Raw genomic sequence first — 18,259 nt, 5'->3', positions numbered from 1 at the left:
AATCGGATAATATTTCGGAGGGTTGTCTCATACATATGAAAGAAAAATGATCGATTCCCGCAAGGCGTGGGAAATGACCCGCGGTTGTCTCATACATATGAAAGAAATATGCAGAACATCGGACAACCGGCCTTGACGGCCGTGAAAATGTCCGCTCATATCGGCAAGAAAATACCGAGGACAGGAGAGACCCGATGAACGCTTTCGTGAAAGGGACTTTGGTGCTGACGGCGAGCGCCTTTATCGGCGAATGCGTCGATTTGCTGATCAATATGACGCTGGCGAGGGAATTGGGGGAATACGGGATCGGCCAATATCAAACGATCCTGCCGGTCATCGTTTTGGTGATCATCTTGGCCAGCATGGAGTTTCCGGTCGCGATCGCCAAATTTGTCGCCGAAAGGGAAAGAAAATACCATCTGGCCCTGCTGAAAAATGCGGTGGCCTTGGCTTCGGCGGCCATGCTGCTGTTGATGGCGTGTTTTTTCGTATTTTTTTCGGCCGTTCCGGTGTTTTCCGATATTCACCCCCGGATCCGCTGGGCGGTCTTCCTCCTGATTCCCCTTGTCTCGCTGACTTCGGTGGCCCGCGGATATTTTATGGGCACCCGGCAGATGGATAAAATCGCTGTCGCCAATCTGTTCCGCCGGACGGTGCAATTGTTTTGTCTTGCCTTGTTGTTTCGGCTTTTTGATTTCCCCTTGGGAATGTCGATCGTCATCGCCGTTTCTGCCTTTCTCTGCGGGGAATTGATAACCTTCCTGTATTTGATGAGCAACTATCTGTTGGAAATCCGGTACTTGAAAAATATTTCTTTCCAGGAAAAAGTCGAGCGAAAAGAGGTTTTCAAACGTCTGCTGGAAATTTCCGTCCCGACGACGGGCATGCAGCTTTTTCTTGCCCTGTGCAATACCATCGAACCGTTTCTTATAAAATCTGCCACGGTCGCCGGCGGTCTTTCTTTCAACGAAGCGACGGAACATTTCGGCATGGTGGCCGGGGTCGCCATGGCCGTCGGTTTTTTCCCGGCCTTCATCGCCCACTCCTTGATGACCGTTTTAGTTCCGGAAGTCGCCGGTGCCTACATTCGGCGGGACCGGGAAAAACTGGCGAAATTATTGAAACGGGTCATCCTCTTTACCTTTTTGTACGGGATCCCCGTCTGCGGGGGCATCTATTTTTTTGCCGATCCGCTGACGGATCTTTTTGTTCCCTCCGATACGGCGGCGTTTTATTTGCGGCTGCTCTGGCCCTATTTTTTCCTTCATTATTTTTCCATCCCCTTTCAGGGGATATTGATCGGGATGGGGCTGATTAAAGAGACCTTTTTCTATCAGATTTGGACGACGGCGGTATCCTATTTGACGATATATGTTTTCGGCGCCAGCTGGCAGATGGGGGGCGTCATCGTCGGCATGAACACGGGGGCCTTGCTCCTTGCCCTTTTGTATTATTTGACGATCTGCAAAAAATTGGGGATCACCCATACGATGAGGCTTCGGGAACGGAAGATGTCATAAAAGATGAAGTCCAGCCGCAAAGCGGTTCCTTTCCGATGGCCTATATTCGCTGGACTGGAAGTCGAATTTTACCCGAACATTAGGACTTGCCGCATAAAAAAGGCGGGCGGCCTGCTTTTGCACGGCTTTGGCGGAAGAAAAGATGCGGGGAATACGGAGGATCGTCAAGATCGTCCGGTGTTGCCATACTTGGTTTTTTCTTGCCGGCGCGGCGTCCGCCGGATGTTGACCGGGGAAATGTTCCGCGCCGTTTTTCCGCGGAATTGAGGGAGGGGCGCGACCGTAATGGCCGATCCGGAGATACGGAGTGACAGTCAAATTGCCGGGGTCAAAGGGGTTCGGCGGGCAAGGCGGACACTCGGCAATATGCGGGAATTCGCATGGATACCGGACAAACCGCGGCGGATGTCGGACACCGGGAACGGTGTTGGACATTTTTTGTGCGGTGATGGACGTTTTTTCCGCGATGATGGACATTTTTCCGTTCATGTTGGACAAATTTTTTTCCATGTTGGACAAAAATTTTCAAATGATGGACATTTTTTTGAAAATGTTAGACAGTCCCGGGCGATGTTGGTCATTTTTTTTTCAGATGTTGGACGTTCCGGTTGAAATGTTGGACCGTCCGTTCCGTAACCCGGAATGAATGTCGGACGTTTTACCCGGGATTTTGGACAAAGAGTATCTTTCTTTGAACGTTTGGCAAAAATGATGAACATTTTTCCTTGGTTGTTGAACAGTCGGGGGATGAAGGAAATAAAAAGATGGACCGAAACTACCAAGGGAGAAAAGAAACCGCCGAAATATTTTCGTGAAAAGGTAACGAGCACGGTTGGAGAAGCCACAAGAGACAATCTTCCGTACAAAAAAGGAAATCAATCGCCCATACAAGAAACGTTAAAAGGACGTTCCGGTTTTTAAAACGAGAATAATTCACAGAGGAGCAATCCTAAAAGAATGTATTCGCTCTCATTTTTTCGCTGGTCCAAAAAATGCCCACATACGCTTGACTCAATGGACGAAGTTTTCCATTTGAAGAAGCGAAAAAAATCGTTTAAAATGAGAAAAGATAGATTTTAAGAGAAAAAGGATGGAAGTAAATGTTCGAATTGACATGGTCCGGTGCCACCTTCATTGCCTTGATGAAGATCATTGCGATAGATATTGTCTTGTCGGGGGACAACGCGATCGTCATCGCGATGGCCACCCGGAAGCTGGATGAAAAGCGAAGGAATTTGGCCATCTTTTGGGGAACTTTCGGGGCGATCCTCTTAAGGATCTTGTTCGCCGCCGTCATCGCGGTCTTATTGGGAATTCCCCTCGTCCACTTTTTCGGGGGATTGTTGCTTCTTTGGATCGCCTACAAAGTGCTGATCAACAATGAAGGGGAAAAGAACGTCCAGGCCAAGGACGGGTTTTTCCAGGCGGTGACGACCATCATTATGGCCGACGCGGTCATGAGCCTGGATAATGTCGTGGCCATCGCGGGCGCGTCGGACGGCCATATTTTATTGATTGCCATCGGCGTGCTCATCAGCATTCCCATCATGATCTTCGGTTCCAAATTGATTGTGAAGGCCATGCACCGATACCCGTGGATCGCCTACATCGGCTCCGGCATTTTGGCATGGACGGCCGGCGAAATGATCTTAAAGGATGAAAAGGTCGCCGACCTGATCCGGACGGACAATCCGTTCCTCTATTACGGGCTGATCGCCGCGATGACTGGCGCCGTGCTTTTCCTCGGCTATTTGAAAAACAAAAGCCTGGAAAACGCGGGCACGGTGCAATCCCATACGAATCACTGAGTTGCGGAAGCGGAAAGGGAAGGATGCTCCGGTATAGGGAGCATCCTTTTTTGGCGTTATACTATTTGCATGGTTTGAAAACATTTCAAAATATAGGGGCTCTATACTATTTGTTGGGGTTTAGAAACAATTCAAAGAATAAGACACGTGGGCTCCGATTTCTTTTATTCTTGGCATTGTGCAAACCAACAAAAAAAGAGCCGCGTGTCCATTGAATCGTAACCTATTTCTCCCAGGATTGAAAGATGTGGAGATCAAAAACGTGGAAATCTGTGAAAATTCGGGTCCTTTGTGAATGCCGGGTGGGGGGTTGAATCAAGCGTTTGTGGGCATTATACCTCTGCGAAGGCCCCGCGTTTGCGTGCCGACCTTGCCCAGGCCCGGCTTCAGGTTTTAACCGGCTCCTATGCGAATCGGCATTCTCCGTTATTCGCCCGTTGCCGCCGGTTCTTCCCCCATCCCTTTCCTTCGATTTTCTTCTCCCCGATGGTCGGGCGGTTTGTGTCTGAAAAAAGCAAAAGGCCCGCGGCCGGTCTTTCTTCCGGCGCAGGCCTACGGCAAAAGATTTGCGGATTCCGGTCGCCTTCGGACGATCTTCCGCGGCATCCTCCGGCAGGGGACATCCGGAACAATCGGATTATCTGACGACAACGGCCGTTCCGGTGGCGATGACCATCATCATGCCTTCCCGCAATTCTTCGAAATCCAAATCGACGCCGATGACCGCATTGGCCCCCAGACGTCTTGCCTTTTCTTCCATTTCCCGCAGCGCCATATCCCGCCCCTCGCTCAATTTGCTTTCATAGGTGCCGCTTCTTCCGCCGATGATATCCGTGATGCTGGCCAAAAAGTCGCGGACGATGTTGGCGCCCAGGATGACTTCGCCGGAAACCACCCCAAGATAATCAACGATTTCTTTATTTTGCAAAGTGCTCGTTGTGGAAATAATCATCCGTTTTTTCCTCCTTATTGCTTCCTCCTCGGGGATATATACGTCGTATTTTCCCCTCCGGTTTCAGCTTGGGGAAAATTTCCTTCGGGGGAGAAGGCCCATCTCCCGTTTCTCATGACCGGCTCTCTCCGGCCGTCGGCGGTGATCCCGTCGATGTTCATTTCATCGGAACCGACCATGAAGTCCACATGGGTGATGCTCACATTGATCCCGTGTTCCTTCAGTTCTTCTTCTTTCAGTTCCTTTCCGCCTTCCACGCAAAAAGCGTAGCCGCTGCCGATAGCGAGGTGGCTGGAAGCATTTTCGTCGAACAGGGTGTTATAAAATAAAATGTTCGATTGGGCGATCGGGGAATCCTGGGAGACGAGGGCGACTTCCCCTAAATAACGGGCGCCTTCATCGGTCTCGACGAGCCGCTTCAGGATTTCTTCCCCCTTCTTCGCTTCGATCCGGGTGATGCGGCCGTTTTCAAAGGTAATGGTGAAATCCTCGATTAAATTTCCGCCGTAGCTCAATGGTTTGGTGCTTTTGACGAAGCCGTCGACGCCGTCCCGTTTCGGGGCGGTAAATACTTCTTCCGTCGGCATGTTGGCCATGAACGGTTTGCCGTCGTGATTGATGCTGCCCGCTCCCACCCATACATGCTTTTCGGGCAATTCGATCGTTAAATCCGTTCCGGGAGCGAGATAATGCAATTTTTTATATTTTTTCCCGTTCAGGTACTTCACGATTTTTTCCAGGTTCCGGTCATGTTCTTGCCAGGCTTTGACCGGGTCGTCATGATCGATGCGGCATGTTTTGAAAATGGCTTCCCAAAGGGCGGGTATCCGTTCTTCCTGCGGCAGGTCCGGAAAAACTTTGTCCGCCCAGGATTGGGATGCCGAAGCGATGACCGTCCAGCTGACGTAATCGGATTGTATGTATTGGTAAAATTTGTTCAAGGCTTTGCCAGCGGCCCTGTTCGCCCGGGAAATTCGCCCGGGGTCGACGCCCCGCAGTAAATCCGGATCGGCGGAAACGATGGAGATGAAGGCGGCCCCTTTTTCGGCCAGCTCTTCCTTTTCCTTTGCCCGCCAGTGGGGATATTCGTCGAAGGCTTCGTCCGGCGCCAGCCGGTATTTGGTCCGGGTGATTTCCTCGTCCGCCCAATCGATGTAAACATGTTTTGCCCCGAGTTCATAGGCCTTTTTCACGATCAATCTCGCCAATGGGGCATCGTGCAAATAGGCGTTCATCACCACGGTTTGTCCGGGCTGCACATTGACCCCGACCTTGACGATCAATTCGGCGTATTTTTCCAATTTTTCCTGAAAATCCTTCATGGAAACTTCTCCTTTCCAACATGATGAAAACATTTTATCAAAAATTTTCTTTTTTTTATAGTTTTCCCGACTTTTTCGTTCTGTTCACGGATTTTTGCTTTTAACGTGAAGTTCCCGTCTTATCTGCCCCGTTTTGTGCCTGTTTGCTTCGGCAGGGAGTTTCCGCGATTGTGCCGCCGATTTTCCAAATCGCCCCGGACCTGTATTCCGGAAAAGGAAAATGGAATCATTGGTCCGTTCGCATGGGCTTACGTCCGGAACCCGTCGTTCCGTTGGCCGAAAGGTTACAAGAAGCCCCTGCCGAGTGATCGGTTAGTTGTTCCAGGAACTGCATTGGAATTACAAGTGTTGCAAGAAGCCCGAGTGACCGAATCTCCGTCCCGAACGTCATCGTTCTTTTAGCGCCGGCATGGGTTCCGGTTTTATTGTTTCAACGGGTTCCGTTGTGATATGATAAATACAGCCAATGGCGCCGTTGATCGGGCACCAGGGAATTTTTCAACGTGAGGCGGTGTAGAGATTGATTGTTTTAAAATCCATGAGAGAAATCGAAAGAATGCGAGAAGCGGGAAGAATCCTTGCCGCTTGCCATAAAGAAATCGCCAAAATGATTCAGCCGGGCATCACCACCTGGGAAATTGAAGAATTTGTGGAAGAATTTTTGCAAAAGCACGGGGCGACCCCGGAGCAAAAGGGCTACAAAGGTTATCAGTATGCCACCTGCGCCAGCGTCAACGATGAAATCTGCCACGGTTTTCCCCGCAAGGAACCGTTGAAAAGCGGAGACATCGTGACCATCGATATGGTCGTCAACCTGAACGGCGCGCTGGCGGATTCCGCCTGGACCTATCCGGTAGGCGAAGTGTCCGAAGAAACCAAAAAATTGTTGGAAGTGACGAAAAAGGCCCTGTATTTGGGGATTGAACAGGCGGTGCCGGGAAACCGCATCGGCGATATCGGCCATGCCATTCAAACCTATGTGGAAGGAGAAGGCTTTTCCGTCGTCCGCGAGTTCATCGGCCACGGCATCGGGGCCGTGATTCACGAAAAGCCGGATGTCCCCCATTTCGGCCTGCCGGGGAAAGGCCCCCGCATTAAAGAGGGGATGGTGTTTACCATCGAACCGATGGTCAACGTCGGCTCCTACCTGTCGAAAATGGACGACAACGGATGGACGGCGCGGACGATCGACGGAAAATATTCGGCCCAATACGAGCATACCATCGCCATCACAAAGGACGGCCCGCTCATTTTAACGGACCAGGACGAGGTATGATTTTTCCCGCTTTTTCGGAAAGCGGGCGTTCTTTTAAACGGGGTTCGAACGCGGATCGCCTTCTCCCGCTCATTCTCCCCGCGGTCTTGTCCCGTCCGGAAGAAAAGCGGCCGGGACTGCCGGTTCATTCCCATCCCTTCCGGAGGGCCCGGGTATGGCCATAAAATTCGCCGCCGGATGGGAAGGCCGGCTTCGCGGAAACCATCCTCCGCCGGTTCCCGGCTTCCGTCGGCATGATGGTTTTTCCTTTTCCGGTCCGTCTTTCCCGTGGGCCGGATCCGCCGGATTCATTTTTCGGCTGAAGGATCCTTTTTCGCGAAATCCGCTGCGGAATATTCGTTTGTTAAAAGTGGAAAGGGGGATTTGCCATGGGTGAAAACAAGTTTTTTAAAGGGATGCTGGCCGGGGCCGTGATCGGCGGGCTGCTCACCCTGCTGGACAGGAAGACGAGGGCCCGCATGAAGGAAATCGGAAGGGAGGCTTGCGAAACTGTCTCTGCGGCGGTAAAAAATCCGAAGGAAACTTGCGAGCGGTGGCGGGAGAAAATCGAACAGACGAAGCGTTCTTTCGAACAGCTCCAGGAAGATCTTTCCTTCATTTCGGAAAAAGCAAAGGAAATCAGACAGGCGGGCAGCGAAACGGTGAAGCTGATCGGCGAAACCGCCCAGGTGCTGAGGGATAAAAAGGAATATGATGATGAAAAATAGATGAAGTCCAGGAATTTGTGTAAAAAGTAGCGGGCGCAAAGCCGTTCCATTTCCGGAAGGCGATGTTCCCTTGACTGGGAGCAGGATTTTACACAAATAGGAGGACTTAATCGAAAAATAGGAATAGTAGCGGCGGTCCGCCGCGGCATACGGATGGTGGAACCCATGGGAAAACTCGGTGCCGGATTAAGGTTTCTAAAAAAATTGTACGGCCGGTTGGAAGCGCATAATATTTCCGGTTTGTCCGCCCAGTTGTCCTATTTTTTCTTCCTGTCCTTGTTTCCGCTGCTGATGGCCGTGTTTTCCCTTCTGCCCTTTCTTCCGGTCAGCGAGGAAGATATTCTTTATTTTTTGGAAGATTTTGCGCCGGAGGAAACGATGACGGTCTTGGAAAGCGCGGTGGAAAGGATATTGGCCGACCATAACGGGAAAATCTTGTCCATCAGCATCCTCATCACCCTGTGGTCGGCATCGAACGGGATGAACGCCATCATCCGGGCGATGAACCTGGCCTATGAAGTCAAGGAAAACCGGCCGTTCTTCATCACCCGCGGTATCTCCGTCCTTTTGACGGCGGCGATGATCTTCGTCATCCTGGTCGCCCTCGCGCTGCCCGTTTTCGGAAAACAGCTCGGGATTTATTTGTTTTCCAAATTCGGGCTGACGGGCGATTTTTTGTCCGCATGGCATTCATTCAGATGGGGCGTAAGCTCCATCGTTTTATTCATCGTCTTTACCTTCCTCTATTATTTTACGCCGAACAAAAGGATCTCCTGCGTCAGCGCCATCCCCGGGGCGCTCGTGTCGACGGCGGGGTGGATGGTTTCATCGCTGGCCTTTTCCTACTACGTGGACCGTTTCGCCCATTATTCCTATACATACGGGAGCCTGGGAGGCATCATCGTCCTGCTCCTCTGGCTGTACATCACCGCCTATATATTGATCATCGGCGGGGAAGTAAACGCGATGATCAGCGAAAAGGATCGGGAAGACGGCCGCTGTTGAGAGTCGGTAACGCCCCGTCGCTTCTTATTCGCGGAGAACATTCAAGAAGGGCCTTCCCGCTTTCCGCGAGGAAGGCCTTTTTTCGTGCGCCCGGCATGGGTGCAATCTATAGGTGAAAGTCCTGAACGGGGGCTGGCGACCGCCTGCCGTTAGCTGAAGGAAAGGGTGTCCCCCGTGAGACGGAATCTGAAGGAAGCTGGAGGCAAACACTCGGCCTGAGGGACACGAACCCAATTCGAGGCTGTCATGCCAGGTGGTGTGGGGGACGGGGGTAAGCCGCTCCCTCCTGCCCGATTCGCATCCAAGGAAGATCCTCCATATTTAAAAAGCCTGGCCACCTTCCTTGACAACCGCAAGGAGGCGCCGGGCTGTTGCAAAAAGGTCCGTCCTCCACGCTCCTTTGAGGGCGGATTTTTTTGAAACTTGCCGCGGGGACGGCTTCCGTTTTACCGGGCGGAGGGGGCCGTCCGAAATGCCCCTTTTTTCGCGGGATTATCCGCGGAGGAGGCGCAATCCGTTCAATATGACCAAGATTGTGCTTCCTTCGTGGCCGATGACGCCGAGGGGCAGGCTGATGGCCTGCAGGAAATTGGAAGCGATCAGCAAAACGATGACCGCGATGGAGAAGAAGATATTTTCCTTGACGATCCGGTTCATCCGTTTGGACAGCCGGATGGCATCGGCGATTTTCGTCAGGTCGTTTTTCATGAGGACGATATCCGCCGTTTCCAAGGCCACATCCGTTCCTTCTCCCATGGCGATGCCCACGTTGGCGCTCGCCAGGGCCGGCCCGTCGTTGATTCCGTCGCCAACCATGGCCGCCGGAGCGGAGGTTTCCAGCAATTTTTTCACCACGTTCACCTTTTCGTGGGGGAGGCATTTGGCGGCCACTTGCCGGATGCCGATCTCATCGGCGATGGAACGGGCCGTCTCTTCATTGTCCCCGGTGATCATAACCGTATGGATCCCCATGCGGTGGAGATCGCGGATCGCTTTCTTCGCCTCATTTCTTACCACATCTTTCAAGGCGAACAAGGCGACGATCTTCTCGCCATTTTCCATGAAAACGATCGATTTTCCTTCCGATCTGAAAGTTTCCGCCTTTTTCAGCCATTCCCCGTTTTTGTTTTCCATCAGTTCCCATTTTCCCAAGCGCCAGGTTTCGTTGTTGATCTTGGCTTGGACGCCGTATCCGGATATGTCTTCCAGTTCGTTGACGGGAAGGAAGGAAAGGATTCCCTTGTCTTTGGCAAAGCGGACGATGGAACGGGCCAGCGGGTGGGTCGACCGGCTTTCAACGGATGCGGCGATTTCCAGCACCTTTTCTTCCGGCCAGTCTTTGTCGACGATGATATCAGTAAGTTCCGGTTTCCCCTTCGTTAAAGTCCCCGTCTTGTCGAAGGCGACGGTTTTTATGTTCCCGAGGATTTCCAGGTGAACGCCGCCTTTGAACAGGATGCCTTTCCTCGCTCCGTTTGAGATCGCGGCCAAAGTGGCCGGGGTGATGGATGCGACCAAAGCGCACGGGGATGCGACGACGAGCAAAATCATGCTCCGGTAAAAGGTTTCCGTCCAACTCCAGCCGAACAGGTAATGGGGGAGGAACATCATGACCGCGACGACGGCGAGGACTCCCTTGACATAGATCCCTTCAAATCTTTCAATGAAGGCCTGGGCCGGCGATTTTTCTTCCTGGGCGTTTTGGATGAGTTCGATGATCCGCTGAAACAAGGTTTCCGAGGCCGGTTTCGTAATTTCCACGGTAATGGCGCCCGCTCCGTTGACGGTCCCGGCAAACACCCCGTCCCCTTCTTTTTTGCTGACGGGGATTGACTCGCCGGTGATCGGCGATTCGTCAACGGAAGTGAAGCCGGTTTTAACGACGCCGTCGGCGGGGATCCGTTCGCCGGGCTTCACCAGGATCACGTTCCCGACCCTCAGCAGCCGGACGGGGACGACCCGTTCCACGCCGTTTTCCAGCAGCGTGGCTTCTTCCGGGACGACGGACATGAGGGCGTTCAATTCCTTTTTGCTTTTGCTCATCGTATAGGATTCCAGCGCGCCGCTGACGGCAAAGATGAAGATCAATAACGCCCCTTCCATCCAGTAGCCGATGATGGCCGAACCGATGGCGGCAAACACCATGAGCATTTCCACATTTAAATCCTTGTCCTTGATCGTGTTTTCGATCCCTTCCTTGGCCTTGAAAAAGCCGCCGATGGCAAAAGCGGAAAGAAAGGCGATCACCGACAATTTTTCCATCCCGGCTTTATCCAGCAGCCATCCGCAGCCGATGAGGATCCCGCTGATTAAGGCCATCGCCATCTCGATATGGGGCAGCCACTTTTCCCAATCCCTTTCTTTTTTCAATCGATGATGGAAAATTTGCGCATATCCTTCCATTGGTACCCCTTCCTCCCTTTCTAATTGAGAAAAAGAATCAAAATCAGCACCCCGAAAAAACGGCGAATGCTGCCGTGGAACCGGCAGCACAAAAGCGAATTCATCGGTTTTCTTCTGTTACCCATATTATACATTAAGGGAGGAAAAGGTTCAATATTAAAATTAAAATAATTATAAAGTAAGAATTATAATAAATGAAAAAGATGATAAAATGATAATTATTTTTGAATGCTTTCCGGTTTTGGCGCCGGTTTTTTGGCCAAGCCGAAGAAGATGGCCAAAAGGAACAGGGAGAGGAAATGGAAATAGCTGAACGACTGGAAATATTGAATAAATGCGCCGCAGATCAGGGGACCGGAAATGCTGCCGAAGCTGAAACAAACGCCGGAAAGCAAATTCCCCGCGGGAAGAAATTGCTTCGGAATGCTGTCGGTCATGAAAGCGAGGCTTAAAGAATAGGTGGAGCCGAGGAGCATCCCGAAAAGGAAAAAGCAGAAAAACAGGGCGAGGAAGGATGTTTCCGCCATGCCCATGATCCACAGGAGGACCGTGCCCAAGGCAAATACGGTCAGCAATACCTTTCTCCTGCCGTATTTGTCGCTCATAATGCCCAGGGGAAGCTGAAAGACGATTCCCCCGATGGAAAAGGCGGGCAGAATCAAGGAGATTTTTTCCACCTCCAAACCGATCCGCAGCCCGTAGACGGGGAAGTTGCTGTTCAGGCTCGCTTCAAGCACGCCGTAGCCAAAGGCCGGCAAGAGCGGTGCCCAGGCGAGGGCCAGCACTTTTTTGAACCGTACCAAGGTGGATCTGATCGTGTATGTTTCGATCCCGGATTTTTCCGGGTATTGGTTTTCCAGCAGGAAGATCGTCAAGATCGCCGCCAAGCTGAGGGCGGCCGATACGAGAAAGGGCAGGGCGGAATGAATGGCCAGAAGCGGCAAAAAGAACGGCCCGACGGCGAAACCGATGCCGAAGAACAGCCCGTATAAAGATATGATTTTTCCCCTGCTTCCCGCCGGGGAATAGGCGGTGATCCAAGTTTGGGTCGCAAAATGCAAGGTCTGGTCCCCGATTCCGATCAAAAACCGCAAAAGAAACCAAAAAAGTAGGGAATCCCACAGGGGAAAGGAAAGCAGGCAAAGGGTGACGGTCAGGCCGCCGCCGAGAATGAGCGGACGGAACCCGTATTTTCGCAAAGGGGCTTCCATGAAAAGGGAAGCGAACAAAATCCCGATATACACGCCGGTGGCGTGCAATCCGTTGACGGTGGAAGAAACGCCCTTTTCTTCCAGCAGGAGGGCGATCAAAGGCAATAATAGTCCCTGGTTCAAACCGGAGATGCCGACGATGGTCGTAAGTATCCAAATATGTTTCCTTGTCAGTGTCATTGTTAAACCCTTTCTTGCGTATTCCTGCATCGGAGCAATCCGCCGCTGCGGGAAACGGCTTGTTCGCCGATGCGTCAGGAGAGCCTACATAGTTGATAGTAACCGGAATTCCGGAAACCGGCAAGCGAATATCTTCGCCGGATCATGGGGGGATGCAAGCTTTTCTTCCCTCCGGTTTCGGAGACAATGGCGGACGGATCGGAAGCGGGAGCCGTGGCGGCGTCCGCCATTCGGGGCAAGAGATTACCTTTTGTCCGGTTGTTGGGGCAATGGCGGATAGAACGGGGGACTGTGACGGCGTTCGCAAAGCTGTTTTGCGCCCGGTTTCCCGGCCGCCGGGCGAATCATGTTTGCGGGGAACGGAACAGGTTTGCGGTGATTCAGGGAAAACGGCGGGACACTTACTTGCCGCCGGCAAATGCGATCCGATTTTTGCCAGACCCAATGGCTAAAGACAGGGAAAATCCGCGGCAAAACCGGTTCTTGCCGGAACGAGGCTGCCGATGAACTTCGGGAATTTTTCATAAAAGGTGGCGGAGAAGGCATCGCATGGGGGAAATGCCGCAGCGGGACATCCCAGGCGAAAACTTTCGAGAAGGGAACATACCGGTATTTCCGGATGGATGAGGAAGAAGCGAAATACATTAAAAAAGGGGGCGGCGGGTTGTCGGTCCGCATTCGTGCGGTGCGCCCGGCCCTTTCAAAGGCGGGAATGCCGCCTTGGCATCAGAAAGATCGAAAAAGCGCCGGCCGGGCAAAACGCGGAGGGGAAACGGGACGGAAGGGCGGGATCCGATGTAAAAATCCCAAAAAAATGGAACGGACCGTCGGCGGGCCGACAAAAAGCCCGAAGGTCCGTTCCGCCGAATGTCGAACCAAACCGAAGAGACCTATCAATCGGCAAACTTAGGATGGCGGAAAATGAGCCGGGCGGATGTTCATGCACACACCCGGCTTCGCTTTGCCTTCTTCACGTCTCCCCCCTTATCGGTTGATTAGTACTATTGTATGGAGAGTATTTTGTCAATATTCAATTTTTTTCCGCAATGCCGCCTTTTCAAAGGGGATAAGAAAAGGGTTTTTAGAAAAAACTAAGGGAAAACGGAAAGGGAAGGTGTTGATCTTGAAAAGATGGGTACAAAGGACGGTTTGTTTCGTTTTCGTTTTATCCGCAGCCCTTTTTCCTTTTTCCGTATTTGCAGCGGGGGGCAAATACAAAATTCCGACTTCCGTGCTGAACGTGGCGAAGGAAAACACCTATCCGAATCCTTCCAAAGATCTGTCCTTTTTGCAGCCGAGCGAATTGACGAAAGAGCTCATTCAATCTTCGAAGGTGAAGATCGAAAACCCGAAGCTCATTTTGCTTTTGAATGAAACGTCCATCCACAAGCCGCTATTCGCCATCGGATCCAAGGCGACCATCTATTTGGGAAAATGGCCGCTGAGTTATGAATCCAATGAGACATCCCCCAACTGGGAATATCAAAAAATCAATACGAATTATTACGATAACCGCGGCGGGAAGACCCCTTATAAGATGCATTATGTCCAGGAAATGCAGAAAAACGTAAGGGGAGGACTCACCGCGAAAGTGCCGGACAGCGATGATGTGAAAGAAATGATGCTTTTAAAAGCCATTGAAAAAACGAATCTGCCGCTGGCCTTCCAGACGGTTTTCGGCGCGGGGACGAAAAAGGACCAATATTACAATATTCCCCCGAAAAAATTGGGCTACTTGGATGCTTATGCTCCCGCCATCAATGAAAAAGGAGTCGTGACGTACGGGGAAGTCTACTTGGTCCTAAAAGGGGGAAAACGGTCCCTTTCGGTGAAAAACGTAACGACTCAGGGAATCGGCGCCTGGATTCCGATCCAGGACCATGTGAAGTTCACCTTCAATTCGCCGGATGCTCCGCGTTAGGATGGGACCTCCCTTCATGAGAGGCCGCAGGAACCGAGCGGACGGCCGGATGGGATTCGGATGGCGGTCAAAAACCGTGCGGACGTCCGGGTATGAATTCTGATGCGGGGAAGGGCGGCCGAAACGGTCTCAAGGGGACCTGCTCTTCCGGTTTAGGAACATCACCTCCTCTTGCCCGTGCGGCCTGGGACGGTCTAAGGGGGACGGAAGCGGCTAGACGAGGCTCCGATACGGAATGGGTCCGGCAGGACAGACTTGGGCAGCTACGGCAAATGGATTTGCAGGGGCATGTTACCAAATAGGCCCGGCCGGATCGGGTTTAAGTTATGCACCGGGAGCGGCAAACGGAACGGGGAGCGGCCGGTCCCGTTCCTTCGGAATCCCGACTATCGGGGCAAAAGGATCCGGGACAGGGGAGCAGGGATCCGCGGCAGGCAGAATCGGATGGAACGGGTAGCGGGACCGGGATTCTCCCGGGAACATACAAAAACGGGACAAGAAAGGGACGATCGCATGAAAAAGCTGATTTTTTTCATTACGGCAGCGGGAATTTTTTTGCATACAACGGCGGGAGCGGCCGCTTCCGATTCGGCGATCCATTGGGGGTTCCAGCGGGCGAAAAACGAACAGCCGCCGGATGCGGGGCAGGAATTGAACCGGCTTTTGGAAAAATATGACGCCGTTTATTTGGGAAGCAGGGACAAAAAGGACATTTATTTGACCTTCGACAACGGCTATGAAAACGGCTATACGGAAAAAATTTTGGATGTGCTGAAAAAAGAGAAGGTGCCCGCGGTCTTTTTTGTTACCGGCCATTATTTGTTGTCGGCACCGGATCTGGTGAAGCGGATGGTAAAGGAAGGCCATACGATCGGGAACCATTCCTGGAGCCATCCGGATTTTACGGCTACATCCGACGAAAAGATCCGGGAGGAACTGCGCAAAGTCAAGGAGGAAACGGCACGGCTGACGGGACAAAAGGAAATGGTCTACCTCCGGCCGCCGCGGGGGATTTTCAGCGAGCGGACGTTGAAAGTGGCCAAAGAGGAGGGCTACATCCACGTGTTCTGGTCGCTGGCCTACGTCGATTGGCACCGGGACCGGCAGCGGGGCTGGCGATACGCCTACGACAGCATTATGAAGCAGATCCATCCGGGAGCGGTGATCCTGTTGCACTCGGTTTCCAAGGACAATGCGGATGCCTTGGAAAAGGTCATCCGGGATTTGAAGCAGCGGGGGTATACGTTTCAAAGCTTGGACGCATTGCTGATGGAAAAACATTTCGATCGCGGGATCATTTATTAGACCGACGGTTTGATCGAAAAAGCTGCGGTCTGGCGATGCAAAGGTCTACAGGTTTGATTGAATAAGTTTAGATCTTGCGATGCAATGGGTTTAGGATTATTCGTTTCGGTTTTCGGGTGTCTTGCGATGCAAAGGGGTATTTTCGGGTTTGAACGAAAACGTTGCTGTCCGTGGTTGAACGGGGAATCTGAGGAGGCGAAGGTTTTCTCCGCATGGGGATGGGCAAGGTTGTTCCGCCAAGGGGAGATTCCCGAGATTTTTATTTCCTTATTGTTTGCAGAAAATGTCCAGCATGGGCCTCTTCGACTGGGACGGAATGTCCGATATCGAAGTTGAAATGTCCGACATTTTCTTAAAATGTTCAAAATAAATCTTCGTTTGTCCAATATTATAAGAAATTTGTCCAACATTCCTTTTGAACTTGCGGACGGTTTGTCTAACATCGAAGCCGTATCGTTCAACATCATTAAAAAAATGTCCAACATCCCATACGGCTGTCCAGCATTTTCAAAAATTTGTTCAACATGTTAAAAAATATGTCCAAAATCGGGAAAAATTTGTTCAACATGAAAGAAAAAATGTCCATCATCGCAGAAAAAACGTCCATCATCTTCCGAAAAATGTCCATCATTGAAATGGGTGTCCAACATTAATAGAAAACTGTCCAACATCCCATGGGTTTAAATCAAAAGGAAACGTTCCGCCGCGGGCGGAACGTTACCGTTTTCAAAAAAAATAATCCATTTTTCGATTCGTTCCCTTTTTCTCGGTTACAAATTTTTGGAGAATATACCAGGCCGTCGAACGGGAGCGGATCTTCAAAAAATCCCTTAATCCTCGGTTCGTAATCTTGTTGCCAAAAATCAGTTTGTAATCGTCAAGGGAAGTTTCGTATACATGCTGGGAAACGAAATGGCATTTCGTACACTGCCATTTTTTCCATATTTTTTTCATGGGAATGAAATCGCAATTCGGACAGCGGACTCCTTTGATAAGATGCCCGGGATCGATCGCATATTCGTCAAGAATATCGGTTACGAGCGGCTGATTCATTTCCGCTATTTTGTCGGCCAGTTCGGCGACCGGCGTCAACGTTTTGACGGGAGGGTATTTTTCATTTAAATGATGGATGATTTCAGGGATTTTTGTGACATGGACAATATGGAGAGGCTGGGTATTCGAGGTTTTAATGATGGTGGAAGGATTGCTGATGACGATGAACGCTTCAATCGGCCAAAGGGGGAAATGATTCTTTTTTAGCCATTTTAACAGCAAATTTTTTTGCCGCTGGACTTGGAATATCGGATCCCGCATCCCTTCCTGTTTTCCTTCATAGATCCGGATCAGTTGGCCAAATTGCTCATCGAAATAGATGGTTCCGGTGATATTTTTGATTTCCAGTATCAGCAAGTATTGGGGGGAAATCACCAGGGTGTCGATTTGAAAATATTGGGAGTCATAGTTGAGACGAATATTATTCAAACAGGAGATATGATGGTCGGAAACGTAGTTCAAGTAAAAGTCGATTTCCTGTTCGCCGCGGTATCCGGCCAATCTTTTGTGATATTCCTGTTCGAGGAAAGGCCTTTTCGGATGGTTCGCGGGAAGCCTTTTTAATAATGCCTCCAGTTGCAGAAGTTTGTACGGCGCTTCTCTTTTTTTCGTCATCTGTAAATATCCAAGCCCCTTTCCAATTTGATTCCGCTTGTTTTAACAAAAATTATAGTGGGCCTGCCAAAAATTTCAATTCTGGAAATATAGAAAACACGGCGGGTACTCGGCCGCAAAATTCCATTTGATCCCGGCAGAAATTTCCGAATTGGGAGCCGTTTCGCCGCATTTTCCATCGTTTTTTGCCGCAGACAGATTCGGCCGCGAAAATTTTTTTATATGTCCGACAAAGGCTTGGAACCTTTCATTGCCGCATCGTTTCCGGCAAAGAAACGGATTGAAATGTCCAACTTCCAGGGCTACACCGGAATCGATGGACCGAAATGTCCAATTTCCATTTTTCACCGGAAACGATGGACTGAAATGTCCAACATCCATTTTTGCATTACAACAGATGGATTGAAATGTCTAACATCCAATTTTGCGTCAGAACCGGACTGTACAACATAGAAGGAAAGAAGTTCAACATTTTTTAAAAATGTTCAAAATGGAAATTCGTTTGTCCAAAATAATGGGAAAATTGTCCAACATTCCTTTGAGGACTTCCGCCGGAATGTCCAAAATGGCGGCCGAATCGTTCAATATCGATAAAAAATTGTCCAATACCGCGGATGACTGTCCAACATTTTCAATCATTTGTCCATTATTTTAATTAAAACGTTCAACATGGAAAAAAATATGTCCAATATGAAAGAAAAAATATCCATCATCGCAGAAAAAACGTCCATCATCGCAACAAAAATGTCCAACATCGGTCCCGGTGTCCAACATATGGTGCGGTTTGTTTAAAATCAAGGCAGGTTTTCCGATGATCGGTACAATTTTGTCCAAAGGGCGGGCCCGCTTTTCGCCGCCAGGCCGGCGCCCCGGTCCGCTCCGGCTTTTCCTTTCGGGTTTGGCGGCCCCCGCATCGGGACAGAACAACGGAGCCGTTTTTTCAAATGACCGTGGATAAGGGTTTCGTCCCGCGCCGGTCCC

The 18,259-nt window shown here is 50.8% G+C and carries 13 protein-coding genes; 8 read left to right on the top strand and 5 right to left on the bottom strand.

The window, feature by feature from the left end; translation table 11 throughout:
* Nucleotides 1-194 precede the first annotated feature (194 nt).
* The 3 genes from A3EQ_RS0100790 to A3EQ_RS0100770 all read left to right on the top strand — a co-directional run bounded on the left by A3EQ_RS0100790 (nucleotide 195) and on the right by A3EQ_RS0100770 (nucleotide 3,328).
* Entirely contained in the window at nucleotides 195-1,520 is a 1,326-nt protein-coding gene (locus tag A3EQ_RS0100790; protein ID WP_020153285.1) for an oligosaccharide flippase family protein, read from the top strand.
* A gap of 285 nt (nucleotides 1,521-1,805) precedes the next feature.
* A complete protein-coding gene (locus tag A3EQ_RS22350; RefSeq protein ID WP_154652786.1) occupies nucleotides 1,806-2,132 on the top strand; it encodes a hypothetical protein in 327 nt (108 codons plus the stop codon).
* A gap of 488 nt (nucleotides 2,133-2,620) precedes the next feature.
* Nucleotides 2,621-3,328 (top strand): TerC family protein, encoded by a 708-nt coding sequence (locus A3EQ_RS0100770; protein WP_020153281.1) that lies wholly within the window; start codon nucleotides 2,621-2,623, stop codon nucleotides 3,326-3,328.
* A 637-nt stretch (nucleotides 3,329-3,965) separates the two neighbouring features.
* Here the strand turns inward: A3EQ_RS0100770 and A3EQ_RS0100760 are convergent.
* Nucleotides 3,966-4,280, bottom strand: a complete 315-nt coding sequence (locus tag A3EQ_RS0100760; protein WP_020153279.1) for a YbjQ family protein — start codon at nucleotides 4,278-4,280, stop codon at nucleotides 3,966-3,968.
* A 14-nt stretch (nucleotides 4,281-4,294) separates the two neighbouring features.
* Entirely contained in the window at nucleotides 4,295-5,602 is a 1,308-nt protein-coding gene (locus A3EQ_RS0100755; protein ID WP_020153278.1) for an aminopeptidase, read from the bottom strand.
* A 520-nt stretch (nucleotides 5,603-6,122) separates the two neighbouring features.
* Between A3EQ_RS0100755 and map the strand changes: the two genes are divergently transcribed.
* The 3 genes from map (at nucleotide 6,123) to A3EQ_RS0100725 (ending at nucleotide 8,590) form a co-directional block, all read left to right on the top strand.
* Nucleotides 6,123-6,878 (top strand): type I methionyl aminopeptidase, encoded by a 756-nt coding sequence (map, locus tag A3EQ_RS0100745; RefSeq protein ID WP_020153276.1) that lies wholly within the window; start codon nucleotides 6,123-6,125, stop codon nucleotides 6,876-6,878.
* A gap of 368 nt (nucleotides 6,879-7,246) precedes the next feature.
* Nucleotides 7,247-7,585, top strand: coding sequence for a YtxH domain-containing protein (locus tag A3EQ_RS0100730; protein ID WP_020153273.1), 339 nt, complete (start codon nucleotides 7,247-7,249; stop codon nucleotides 7,583-7,585).
* Nucleotides 7,586-7,750: 165 nt separating this feature from the next.
* Nucleotides 7,751-8,590 carry a YihY/virulence factor BrkB family protein gene (locus A3EQ_RS0100725; RefSeq protein ID WP_020153272.1) on the top strand — a complete coding sequence of 280 codons (840 nt, stop codon included), beginning with the start codon at nucleotides 7,751-7,753 and terminating at the stop codon, nucleotides 8,588-8,590.
* A gap of 492 nt (nucleotides 8,591-9,082) precedes the next feature.
* On the opposite strand, the gene A3EQ_RS0100720 is transcribed toward A3EQ_RS0100725, so the two are convergent.
* Entirely contained in the window at nucleotides 9,083-10,993 is a 1,911-nt protein-coding gene (locus A3EQ_RS0100720) for a heavy metal translocating P-type ATPase (protein ID WP_020153271.1), read from the bottom strand.
* 218 nt (nucleotides 10,994-11,211) lie between these two features.
* Nucleotides 11,212-12,414: an MFS transporter gene (locus tag A3EQ_RS0100710; protein ID WP_407637020.1), complete on the bottom strand. Its 1,203-nt coding sequence runs from the start codon at nucleotides 12,412-12,414 to the stop codon at nucleotides 11,212-11,214.
* 1,093 nt (nucleotides 12,415-13,507) lie between these two features.
* Here A3EQ_RS0100710 and A3EQ_RS0100695 point away from each other — a divergent pair.
* Both A3EQ_RS0100695 and pdaA read left to right on the top strand, forming a co-directional pair.
* On the top strand, nucleotides 13,508-14,305 hold the full coding sequence (locus A3EQ_RS0100695) for a YfkD famly protein (RefSeq protein ID WP_026499624.1): 798 nt from the start codon (nucleotides 13,508-13,510) through the stop codon (nucleotides 14,303-14,305).
* 513 nt (nucleotides 14,306-14,818) lie between these two features.
* Nucleotides 14,819-15,610, top strand: coding sequence for a delta-lactam-biosynthetic de-N-acetylase (pdaA, locus tag A3EQ_RS0100690; protein ID WP_026499623.1), 792 nt, complete (start codon nucleotides 14,819-14,821; stop codon nucleotides 15,608-15,610).
* 726 nt (nucleotides 15,611-16,336) lie between these two features.
* Here the strand turns inward: pdaA and A3EQ_RS0100680 are convergent.
* Nucleotides 16,337-17,278, bottom strand: a complete 942-nt coding sequence (locus tag A3EQ_RS0100680; RefSeq protein WP_020153263.1) for a nuclease-related domain-containing protein — start codon at nucleotides 17,276-17,278, stop codon at nucleotides 16,337-16,339.
* Nucleotides 17,279-18,259 lie beyond the last annotated feature (981 nt).

Origin of the sequence: Caldibacillus debilis DSM 16016 (genome assembly GCF_000383875.1) — a bacterium.
Taxonomy (GTDB): domain Bacteria; phylum Bacillota; class Bacilli; order Bacillales; family Caldibacillaceae; genus Caldibacillus; species Caldibacillus debilis.
This window is presented reverse-complemented; position numbering and strand designations above follow the sequence as displayed.

Coding starts and splice junctions, on each gene's coding strand:
- A3EQ_RS0100790 (WP_020153285.1), top strand. CDS start 195: ATGAACGCTTTCGTGAAAGGGACTTTGGTGCTGACGGCGAGCGCCTTT.
- A3EQ_RS22350 (WP_154652786.1), top strand. CDS start 1,806: ATGGCCGATCCGGAGATACGGAGTGACAGTCAAATTGCCGGGGTCAAA.
- A3EQ_RS0100770 (WP_020153281.1), top strand. CDS start 2,621: ATGTTCGAATTGACATGGTCCGGTGCCACCTTCATTGCCTTGATGAAG.
- A3EQ_RS0100760 (WP_020153279.1), bottom strand. CDS start 4,280: ATGATTATTTCCACAACGAGCACTTTGCAAAATAAAGAAATCGTTGAT.
- A3EQ_RS0100755 (WP_020153278.1), bottom strand. CDS start 5,602: ATGAAGGATTTTCAGGAAAAATTGGAAAAATACGCCGAATTGATCGTC.
- A3EQ_RS0100730 (WP_020153273.1), top strand. CDS start 7,247: ATGGGTGAAAACAAGTTTTTTAAAGGGATGCTGGCCGGGGCCGTGATC.
- A3EQ_RS0100725 (WP_020153272.1), top strand. CDS start 7,751: ATGGGAAAACTCGGTGCCGGATTAAGGTTTCTAAAAAAATTGTACGGC.
- A3EQ_RS0100720 (WP_020153271.1), bottom strand. CDS start 10,993: ATGGAAGGATATGCGCAAATTTTCCATCATCGATTGAAAAAAGAAAGG.
- A3EQ_RS0100710 (WP_407637020.1), bottom strand. CDS start 12,414: ATGCAGGAATACGCAAGAAAGGGTTTAACAATGACACTGACAAGGAAA.
- pdaA (WP_026499623.1), top strand. CDS start 14,819: ATGAAAAAGCTGATTTTTTTCATTACGGCAGCGGGAATTTTTTTGCAT.
- A3EQ_RS0100680 (WP_020153263.1), bottom strand. CDS start 17,278: ATGACGAAAAAAAGAGAAGCGCCGTACAAACTTCTGCAACTGGAGGCA.